This window comes from Stenotrophomonas sp. 2YAF22 (assembly GCF_052114665.1).
GTDB classification, from domain to species: Bacteria; Pseudomonadota; Gammaproteobacteria; order Xanthomonadales; family Xanthomonadaceae; genus Stenotrophomonas; species Stenotrophomonas indicatrix.
In genome coordinates, this window is the sequence record NZ_JBFRFE010000100.1 from 1 (window position 1) to 9,425 (window position 9,425).

The following is a 9,425-nucleotide window of genomic DNA, read 5'->3' on the forward strand; positions in this document are numbered from 1 at the left end:
GTGCTGGCCCGCGCCGGTGAGCCGCTGTACGGCTACCTGATCGCCAAGGAGCTGGAACGGGTGGGCGAGGGCGTGCTCAGTGGCAAGCAGAGCGCGCTGTACCCGGTGCTGCGCAACCTGGAGGGCGCCGGCCTGCTGGAGAGCCATGTGGAGCCGTCCAGCAGCGGGCCGCCGCGCCGCTACTACCGCATCAACGCACGTGGCCGGGAGGTGCTGCAGCAATGGCGCCAGGCCTGGCGCGACACCCGTGATTCCGTCGATTCCGTGTTGGAGGGGGTACCGCAATGAACGACCTGGACCTGGCAGGCAACCGTCTGCCCAGCACCATCCCGCAGTACCTGGCGCAGCTGCGTGCCGCGCTGGACGGTGCCGATCCGGCGATGGTGCAGGACGCCCTGTACGACGCCGAGGAATACCTGCGCTCGGAACTGGCGGCGCAACCCGGCCGCAGCGAAGCCGAGGTCATCGCCGACGTCGCCGGCAGCTACGGTGCACCGGACGAGGTGGCGGAGATCTATCGCGAAACCGAGCTCACGGTGAACCGCGCGCTGCGTACGCCGCGGGCCGACACGGGCCCGGTGCTGCGTGCAGCGGCCGAGGCCAGCGGTGCTGCACCGGCGGCACAGCCCGCAGCGCCCGTGCACCGCTCGCTGCTGGCGCGCTTCTTCGGCGTGGTGACGGACCCGCACACCTACGGCGCGCTGTTCTACATGCTGTTGTCGCTGGCCACCGGCATTTTCTTCTTCACCTGGGTGGTCACCGGCCTGTCGTTGTCGCTGGGACTGCTGATCCTGATCATCGGCGTTCCACTGACCGTGCTGTTCTTCGGCTCGGTACGTGGACTGGCGCTGCTGGAAGGGCGGTTGGTGGAAGCGCTGCTGGGCGAGCGCATGCCGCGTCGGCCGCAGTACACCGACCGCAGCCGCAGCTGGCTGCAGCGCATCGGTGACATGTTCACCGATGGCCGCACCTGGCTGACCCTGCTGTACTTCGTGCTGATGCTGCCGCTGGGCATCATCTACTTCACCATCGCGGTGACCCTGCTGTCGCTGTCGCTGGGTTTGATCTGGGCGCCGGTGGCGGCGATCTTCAGTGGCGACATCCCCGGCATCTACATCAACGACGTGAACGTGCTGCCGATGGCGGCCTCACCGCTGGTGGCCATCGTGGTTGCAGGGGTGGGCGTGTTGTTGCTGCTGCTGACGATGCACCTGGCACGCGGCATCGGCAAGCTGCACGGCATGCTGGCCAAGAACCTGCTGGTGCGGTTGTAAGGGCATGGGCCCAGAACGCTTGGCGCGGACGCGTGCTGGAGCAGAGCCCCCTGAGTCAGGGGGCGGCCGCGAAGCGGCGGGGGATTGGATGAATGGTGCGGCGGGGGCCCACGATGCGCGCAGCGCATCGTGGGAGCGACAGCGCGAATGCGATGGTGCTACCCGGCCTTGCGGCGCAGCGGGGTGACGTTGCTCTTCTTCTTCGTGGCCTTCGCTGCCGGGGCTTCGGCATGCGCGGCGAAGAAGTCACGCACCTTCGGGTAGACCACTTCGCGCCAGCGGCGGCCGCTGAAGATGCCGTAATGGCCTGCACCATCCACGATGAAGTGTTCACGGCGCTCGGCCGGAATACCGCTGCACAGTGCCTGCGCCGCTTCGGTCTGGCCGAGGCCGGCAATGTCATCCAGTTCGCCTTCGATGCTCAACAGCGCGGTATCACGGATTGCCGACGGGTCGACCTTTTCGCCATTGACCACCCACTCGCCACGCGGCAGCAGGAAGTCCTGGAACACCACGGAGATGGTGTCCAGGTAGTACTTGGCCGGCATGTCCAGCACCGCGTTGTACTCGTCGTAGAAGCGACGGTGCGCGTCGGCATCTTCCAGGTCGCCCTTCACCAGGTCGGTGTAGAAATCCCAGTGCGAGCTGAAGTGGCGGCTGGGATTCATCGACAGGAAGCCGGCGTGCTGCAGGAAACCGGGATACACGCGGCGGCCGGCACCGGGATAGCTGGCCGGTACGGTGTGGATGACGTTGTTCTCGAACCACGACAACGGGTTCTGCGTGGCCAGGTTGTTGACCGCGGTCGGGCTGCAGCGCGCATCGATCGGGCCACCCATCATCACCAGCGTGCGCGGTGTCGGTTCGCCGCGGCTGGCCATCAATGAAACCGCAGCCAGCACCGGTACGGTGGGCTGGCAGACACTCACCACGTGCAGGCGCTCGACGCCAAGATGGCGGATGAACTCCTGGATGTAGGCGATGTAGTCGTCCAGCCCGAACTCGCCCTCGCTGCCGGGCACCATGCGAGCGTCGACCCAGTCGGTCACATAGACGCGATGGTCGCGCAGCAGCGTGCGCACGGTGTCGCGCAGCAGCGTGGCGTGATGGCCCGACAACGGCGCCACCACCAGCACGAACGGCTGGTTGAGCATGGTGTGCAGCTGGTCGGCTTCATTGCTGTGGCGCTTGAAGCGCAGCAGCTTGCAGAACGGCTTGCTGAGTTCCTCGTGCACCACGATCGGCACGCGCTCGCCCTCGACCTCGATTTCGTTGATGCCCCATTCGGGCTTCTCGTAATCCTTGCCGATGCGATGGAACAGCTCATTGACCGCGGCCAAGCGATCAGCGCCGGGCATCTGCGACCACCAGTGTCCCTGGTTGGCGAAGAACTTGGCGTTGGCCTGGGCCTGGTGCACCCAAGGGGCGAGCAGGTTGCGGGTCAGTTCGTGCAGTTGATAGAGCATGCCGACCGAATATGTATGGTCTTATGTTGCCGCGCAGCATAGCGCATCCGACTGTCCCGGACGTTAAGCAGACGCACTGCCCGTATTCAGCGGGCCGCCTGTTCCAGCGCAGTCGCTTCGGTGGCCAGCGCTGGCCCCAGCCAGAGGTGGGACCCCACTGCCTGCAGGCCCTGCCGAGCCAGCTCGCGCCGGTACCAGCGGGCCGGACGCGACTGGAAGCCGTCATGGTCGCCCTCGAATTCATCTTCGGCGGCGAAGGTCTCCAGGAAGGCCACGCCTGCGGTCAGCTCGGCGACACCGGCCAGGCCTGCGCGAAGTTCGCGGTTGGGCACGTAGTGCATCACGTCCGAACAGACCAGCAGGTCGACCGGGGCGCAGGGCCGCAGCCAGGCGAAATCGCCGAAGCTGGCCAGGTGCAGGTTGCGGGTCCGGCCGTAGCGGCGCACAGCGTACTCGCTGCTGTCGAAACCGAGGTATTCGACCTTCGGACGCAGTTTCAGCAGCGGCGCGCGCCACGCACCTTCGCCGCAGCCGATATCCAGCACGCTGCGGATCGGTCGTTCCAGGTAGTACTCGGCCGTCGCCACGGCGAGGGCGACCTTGCGCGCCAGGCGCGCGCTGCCGCCGATGTCGGCGTGCCGGTACCAGCGCTGGAAGTAGGCGGCGTCGTAGGTCTTGTCCATGGCGTTCGGGTGCAGTCGTGAAATCGGCGCCTATCGTACGGTGTTGCACCACACTATGCGTCGATGTGTCGCGGCGGTTGCACGTGAGGCGGCCTCGTCAGCGCATGCGAGAATGGCGGACATCCACGCCAGCCGCCGGAGCGAGCGCATGCAGAGCTATTACTGGGTCAAGACCTTCCACATCGTGTTCGTGGTGGCATGGATGGCCACGGTGTTCTACCTGCCGCGCATCCTGGTGAACCTGTCCGAGACGGCGGGGCAGCCGGCGGTGGTCGAGCGCCTGCAGCTGATGGGCATGCGCTTGTACCGCTTCGGCCATTCGATGTTCGGCCTGGCGTTCGTGCTAGGCCTGGTGCTGTGGCTGGGCTACAAGGTGATTCCGGATTTCCCGACCATGGTCGCCCCGGGGGGCGCGGGATGGCTGCACGCCAAGCTGGGCCTGGTGGTGGTGCTGCTGGCGTACTTCATCTGGATCGGACGCCTGCTCAAGGGCGTGGCCAGGGGCAGGGCGCTGCCGTCGTCGCGCGCGCTGCGCTGGATCAACGAGATCCCGCTGCTGGCGTTCATCCCGATCGTCTGGCTGGTGCTGGCCAAGCCGTTCTGAGATCTGGAGCTCTCGAACATGTCACTTTCTTGCTCGTGCAAGAAAGTAACCAAAGAACACGCCGCCAGGTCGCGAGCCGGTGCTACGCACCGGTGCCCTGTGCTTCTCGGTCAATCAGGGGACGGCGCCGAACTCGCTGCGCTCAGACATCGGCGCCTCTACGCCCCTGATTCCCCTGCGATGCTCGGCTCGCTAAAAGGCGGACCCAACGTCAAACGCCACACCTGCACCCAGTAGATCCACGCCATGCGTGGATGCTTTTCGCTCTGCTTTCCCAATCCGCCTTCAAGCGAGCCGAGCACCGGAGGTCCGGCAAGGGCGTAGAGGCGCGGATGTTTGAGCGTAGCGAGTCCCGCGCCGTCCCTTGGCGGACTGAGGAGCGCAGGGAACCGGTGTGCAGAGCACACCGGCTCGCGGCTGGCGGAGCGTTTCTTTTGGTTACTTTTCTTTTCGCGAAAAGAAAAGTAACGCCTCGAGCAGAGGCTTACGCCGCTTCGTAAGTACCGTAGCTGCGCAGGCGCTTGTAGCGCTGGTCCAGCAGCTCTTCGGTGGACAGCGCGTCCAGCGCGTCCAGCTCGTTCAGCAGCACGGCCTTCAGCCGCTTGGCCATCTGCGTCGGGTTGCGGTGGGCGCCGCCGGTCGGCTCGCGCACGACCTTGTCGACCAGGCCCAGGCCCTTCAGGCGCGGCGCGGTCAGGCCCAGCTGCTCGGCAGCATCCTTGGCCTTGCCGGCATCCTTCCACAGGATCGAAGCACAGCCTTCCGGGGTGATGGTCGAGTACACCGCGTATTCCAGCATCACGGTACGGTCGCCCACGCCCAGCGCCAGCGCGCCACCGGAGCCGCCTTCACCGATCACGGTGCAGATGATCGGCACCTTCAGTTCGGCCATTTCGATCAGGTTGCGCGCGATCGCTTCGGACTGGCCGCGCGACTCGGCATCGATGCCCGGCCAGGCGCCGGCGGTATCGATCAGGGTCAGCACCGGCAGGCCGAAACGCTCGGCCATCTTCATCAGGCGCAGGGCCTTGCGGTAGCCCTCCGGCTTGGGCATGCCGAAGTTGCGCTTGATCTTTTCCTTGGTGTCGCGGCCCTTCTGATGGCCGATGACCATCACCGAGCGACCATTGATGCGAGCCAGGCCGCCCATGATCGCCTTGTCGTCGGCGAAGGCACGGTCGCCGGCCAGTTCCTGGAACTCATCGCAGATGATGCGGATGTAGTCGGCGGTGTACGGGCGCGACGGATGGCGGGCCAGCTGCAGCACCTGCCACGAGGTCAGGTTGCGGAAGATCTGTGCGGTGCGCACGCGCAGCTTGTCCTGCAGCGCATGCACTTCGGCCTCGACATTGACCGCCGGCCCGGCACTGGCGTTGCGCAGTTCCTGGATCTTGGCTTCCAGGTCGGCGATGGGTTGCTCGAAGTCGAGGTAGTTCGGATTCATCGGAAGCCGTCGTGTAAAGAAGAGGGGAATTCTAGCCGAATGCGCAGGAACGGCCCGTACGCCTTCGTCTGGAAGCCGACGGTAGCGCAGTGGGGGCCGGCGGCGCCAGTCGGTCCGCCGGCCGCCGGTTCAGGGCAGGACCAGCGCGCTGCGGGCCATTTCGGTACTGCGGATCGTCACGAAGTCGTTGTAGGCCTGGTTGGCCGCCACAGGCAGCTTCGCGCCCAGCGTCATGGTGGCCTGGGTGAAGGCCATCTGCGCCTGGAAGTCTTCCTTGCGCAGGGCCTTCTGCTCGCTGGCCGTGGTGGCCTTCAGCCAGCGGGCATAGATGTCGCGCACCGGACCGGCATGGGCCTCGAAGGCCGGGTCCAGCGCGGGCAGCGCCGGCGCCGGTTCCAGCGTGTAGGCCGGGGCCACGTAGCCGGCGGGCCGCTCGCGCTTGTAGGCACCGGGTTCGCCCATGCTGGCCTCGATGTAGGTGGTGAACTCGGGCGCGGTGAAGATCTTGGTGCTGATCCGGCCGCCGGTCGAGTCCACGTGCGCAACCACCTGCTCCTCGGGGAACGGCTCGCGCACGCCGAAGTTCCAGGTCTTGTCGATGAACAGGCCGTGGTGCTTTTCGAACGGCCCCTTGAACTCGACGCCGCCCAGCTCGATGCCCAGGCCGCTGACGCCGAAGTTCTTCAGCTTGTCCTCGCCGGTCACATAGATCTCGCGCGCGGTCACGTATTCGCTGAGGCTGGGATTGATCAGGCCGCCGCGGCCATCGGCGTAGACGATGAAGCGCACATCGCCCAGGCGGTCGGTATGCAGGTGATGCTCACCGGCAGCCAGGCTGATCGGTCGCGACGCGTGCGCGGCCACCGGCAGGTCCTTGCCATCGATGCTGATCGCCAGCGGCGCATCGGTCGGGTTGTCGATCTCGAAATCGACCTTGGAGGAACAGCCAGCCAGCGCGAGCGCGGCCATCATCGGCAACAGCAGGTTCTTCATTACGGGCAATCGTCCTTGACGTATGCAGCGGGAAAGCGGAAACGGGGTGGGGCCAGCCTCAGCTGGCCCATGGCGGGCTGTAGCGCACCTTCAGCGTGCGCACTGCCGGTTCGGCGCGCAGCGCCTCCATCAGCTTGGAATCGACGCGCACCGCGCTCTGCCCGGAAACATCGAGCATGCCGGCGATGCCGCCATCGGGTCCCTTCAACAGCAGGTCCAGGCGCAGGGGCGTGCGGCCGGGGCGATGGCGGTCGAGCAGGGCATCGATGCGCTCCCACACCGGTCGCTGCTGGCGCAGGTCCAGGCGCAGCGACAGGCGCGTGGCGTAGTTCGCACAGACCTCGTCGAAGTCCCAGCACTGGCGGATGCGCAATGCGAAGCCGCCGTTGAACTCGTCTTCGCGCAGGCCGCCCTTGACCACCAGGATACGGTCCTTGGTCATCAGGTGGCCGAACTCGGCCATGGCATCGGAGAACGCGCTGCATTCGACGCGGCCACGACCATCCTCCAGCTGGATGAAGATCTGGCTCTCGCCCTTGCGGCGCACGCCGACCACCTGGCCGGCAAGCACGGTCTGCACTTCCGGACGCCAGCGCTTCTCGCCGCCACCACTGTTGCTGTTGGCGCTCCAGATCTTTTCCACCGAGCCGAGGTCGGTGCCGACCAGATCGCGCACATCATCGCGCCAAGGATCGAACGGGTGGCCGCTGAGGTAGAAGCCCAGCGTGTCGCGCTCGCCGTTGAGGCGCTGCAGCAACGGCCATTCGTCGGTTTCCTGCAGCTCCAGGTGGATGGCCTGCACGCCTGGCTCGGGGCCGCCGAACAGCGAGTTCTGGCCGGACGCACGTTCGCGCGCCATCTGTTCGGTGGCCTTGATCACTTCCGGCAGCTGCAGCATCAGCGAGGCACGGTTGTGGCCCAGCTCATCCAGCGCACCGCAGTTGATCATTGCTTCCAGCGTGCGCCGGTTGAGCTTGGCCGAACCGATGCGGGTGCAGAAGTCGAGCAGGTCGGTGTAGTCGCCGCCGCGCAGGCGCTCGTCAACCACCGCTTCGCAGGCACCCTGGCCGACGCCCTTGATCGCGCCCAGGCCGTACTGGATCGTGTCCGGCGTGGCCGCTTCAAACATGAAGGCGGACTGGTTCACCTTCGGCGGCAGCACGGTCAGGCCGAGGTTGCGCACCTCATCCAGGAATCCGACCACCTTTTCGGTGTTGTCCATGTCCGAAGACAGCGTCGCGGCCATGAACTCGGCCGGGTAATGGCGCTTGAGCCAGGCGGTCTGGTAACTCACCAGCGCGTAGGCGGCGGCGTGTGATTTGTTGAAACCGTAGCCGGCGAACTTCTCCATCAGGTCGAAGATCGCATCGGCCTTGGCTTCGCCGACGCCGTCCTTGGCCGCACCTTCGCGGAAGATCTCGCGGTGCTTGGCCATTTCCGCCGGCACTTTCTTGCCCATCGCACGGCGCAGCAGGTCGGCGCCGCCCAGCGAGTAGCCGCCGACGATCTGCGCCATCTGCATCACCTGCTCCTGGTACACCATGATGCCGTAGGTGTCGCGCAGGATGCGCTCAGTGCGCGGATCGGGATACTCCACGTCTTCGCGCCCGTGTTTGCGGTCGACGAAGGAGGGAATCAGGTCCATCGGGCCGGGTCGGTACAGCGACACCAGCGCAATCAGGTCTTCGAAACGGTCGGGCTTGGCGTCTTTCAGCAGGCGGCGCATGCCCGAGGATTCGAACTGGAACACCGCACCGGTATTGCCCGACGCGAAGATGTCCTTGTAGGTGGGCGCATCGTCCAGCGGCAGCTGGGTGATATCCACCGGCGGAATGCCGGCGCGCTCGTGACGCTTGTTGATCGCCTTCACTGCCCAGTCGATGATCGTCAGCGTACGCAGGCCGAGGAAGTCGAACTTCACCAGGCCCACTTCTTCAACGTCGTTCTTGTCGAACTGGGTGACCGGATTCTTGCCGCGGCCATCTTCATCGTGTTCGGCGAACAGCGGGCAGAACTCGCTCAACGGCTCGGGCGCGATCACCACGCCACCGGCGTGCTTGCCGGCGTTGCGGGTCAGGTCTTCCAGCTGCCGCGCCAGGTCGATCAGGTCGCGGACGTCGTCCTCGCTCTGGTAGCGCTGGATCAGCTCGGGCGAAGCCATCTCGCTGTCCTTGCCCTCACCCATCGCATCCTTCAGCGAGATGCCGAGGATGTTCGGGATCAGCTTGGCGACGCCGTCGACCAGGCCGTAGGGGAAGCCGAGCACGCGGCCGGAATCGCGCACCACCGCCTTGGCTGCCATGGTGCCGTAGGTGATGATCTGGCTGACCCGCTCGCGGCCATACTTGCGCGCAACGTAGTCGATGACTTCGTCGCGGCGGTCCATGCAGAAGTCGATGTCGAAGTCGGGCATCGACACGCGTTCGGGGTTGAGGAAGCGCTCGAACAGCAGGTTGTACGGCAGCGGGTCCAGATCGGTGATCTGCAGTGCCCATGCCACCAGCGAGCCGGCACCGGAACCACGGCCCGGGCCGATCGGGATGCCCTGCGCCTTGCCCCACTGGATGAAGTCGGCCACGATCAGGAAGTAGCCGGGGAAGCCCATCTTGATGATGGTGTCCAGCTCGAACTCGAGGCGGTCGCTGTAATCCTGCGCGGTCATGCCGGGCGCGATGGGATTCTTTTCCAGGCGTGCGGCCAGGCCCTTGCGCGATTCGCTGCGGATCCAGCTGTCCAGCGTCTCCTCGTCCGGCACCGGATAGTCGGGCAGGAAGTAGGTGCCCAGGCGCATCTCGATGTTGCAGCGCTCGGCCAGAGCCAGCGTGTTGTCGATCGCATCGGGAATGTCGGCAAACAGCGCGCACATCTCTTCGGCCGACTTCAGGTACTGCTGGTCGCTGTACTCGCGCGGGCGCTTGGGGTCATCCAGCACGCGGCCGGTGGAGATGCACACGCGTGCTT

At 65.9% G+C, this 9,425-nt stretch carries 8 protein-coding genes; 3 read left to right on the forward strand and 5 right to left on the reverse strand.

Annotation, left to right across the window (positions count from 1 at the left end; all coding sequences use genetic code 11):
* The coding region (locus tag AB4Y84_RS06250; RefSeq protein WP_442249882.1) for a PadR family transcriptional regulator at positions 1–288 on the forward strand (288 nt) is incomplete at its 5' end.
* A complete protein-coding gene (locus AB4Y84_RS06255; RefSeq protein WP_442243757.1) occupies positions 285–1,274 on the forward strand; it encodes a sensor domain-containing protein in 990 nt (329 codons plus the stop codon). The genes AB4Y84_RS06250 and AB4Y84_RS06255, both read left to right, overlap by 4 nt.
* 158 nt (positions 1,275–1,432) lie before the next feature.
* On the opposite strand, the gene AB4Y84_RS06260 is transcribed toward AB4Y84_RS06255, so the two are convergent.
* Positions 1,433–2,740 (reverse strand): polyhydroxyalkanoate depolymerase, encoded by a 1,308-nt coding sequence (locus AB4Y84_RS06260; RefSeq protein ID WP_025877691.1) that lies wholly within the window; start codon positions 2,738–2,740, stop codon positions 1,433–1,435.
* A gap of 86 nt (positions 2,741–2,826) precedes the next feature.
* Positions 2,827–3,423 (reverse strand): class I SAM-dependent DNA methyltransferase, encoded by a 597-nt coding sequence (locus tag AB4Y84_RS06265; RefSeq protein ID WP_313249177.1) that lies wholly within the window; start codon positions 3,421–3,423, stop codon positions 2,827–2,829.
* Between the two features lie 148 nt (positions 3,424–3,571).
* Between AB4Y84_RS06265 and AB4Y84_RS06270 the strand changes: the two genes are divergently transcribed.
* Positions 3,572–4,027 carry a CopD family protein gene (locus tag AB4Y84_RS06270; RefSeq protein ID WP_099844244.1) on the forward strand — a complete coding sequence of 152 codons (456 nt, stop codon included), beginning with the start codon at positions 3,572–3,574 and terminating at the stop codon, positions 4,025–4,027.
* Between the two features lie 484 nt (positions 4,028–4,511).
* On the opposite strand, the gene AB4Y84_RS06275 is transcribed toward AB4Y84_RS06270, so the two are convergent.
* The 3 genes from AB4Y84_RS06275 to dnaE form a co-directional block, all read right to left on the reverse strand.
* On the reverse strand, positions 4,512–5,471 hold the full coding sequence (locus tag AB4Y84_RS06275; RefSeq protein WP_025877686.1) for an acetyl-CoA carboxylase carboxyltransferase subunit alpha: 960 nt from the start codon (positions 5,469–5,471) through the stop codon (positions 4,512–4,514).
* 129 nt (positions 5,472–5,600) lie between these two features.
* Entirely contained in the window at positions 5,601–6,464 is an 864-nt protein-coding gene (locus tag AB4Y84_RS06280; protein WP_442243756.1) for a hypothetical protein, read from the reverse strand.
* Between the two features lie 58 nt (positions 6,465–6,522).
* The coding region (gene dnaE, locus AB4Y84_RS06285) for a DNA polymerase III subunit alpha (protein ID WP_442249883.1) at positions 6,523–9,425 on the reverse strand (2,903 nt) is incomplete at its 5' end.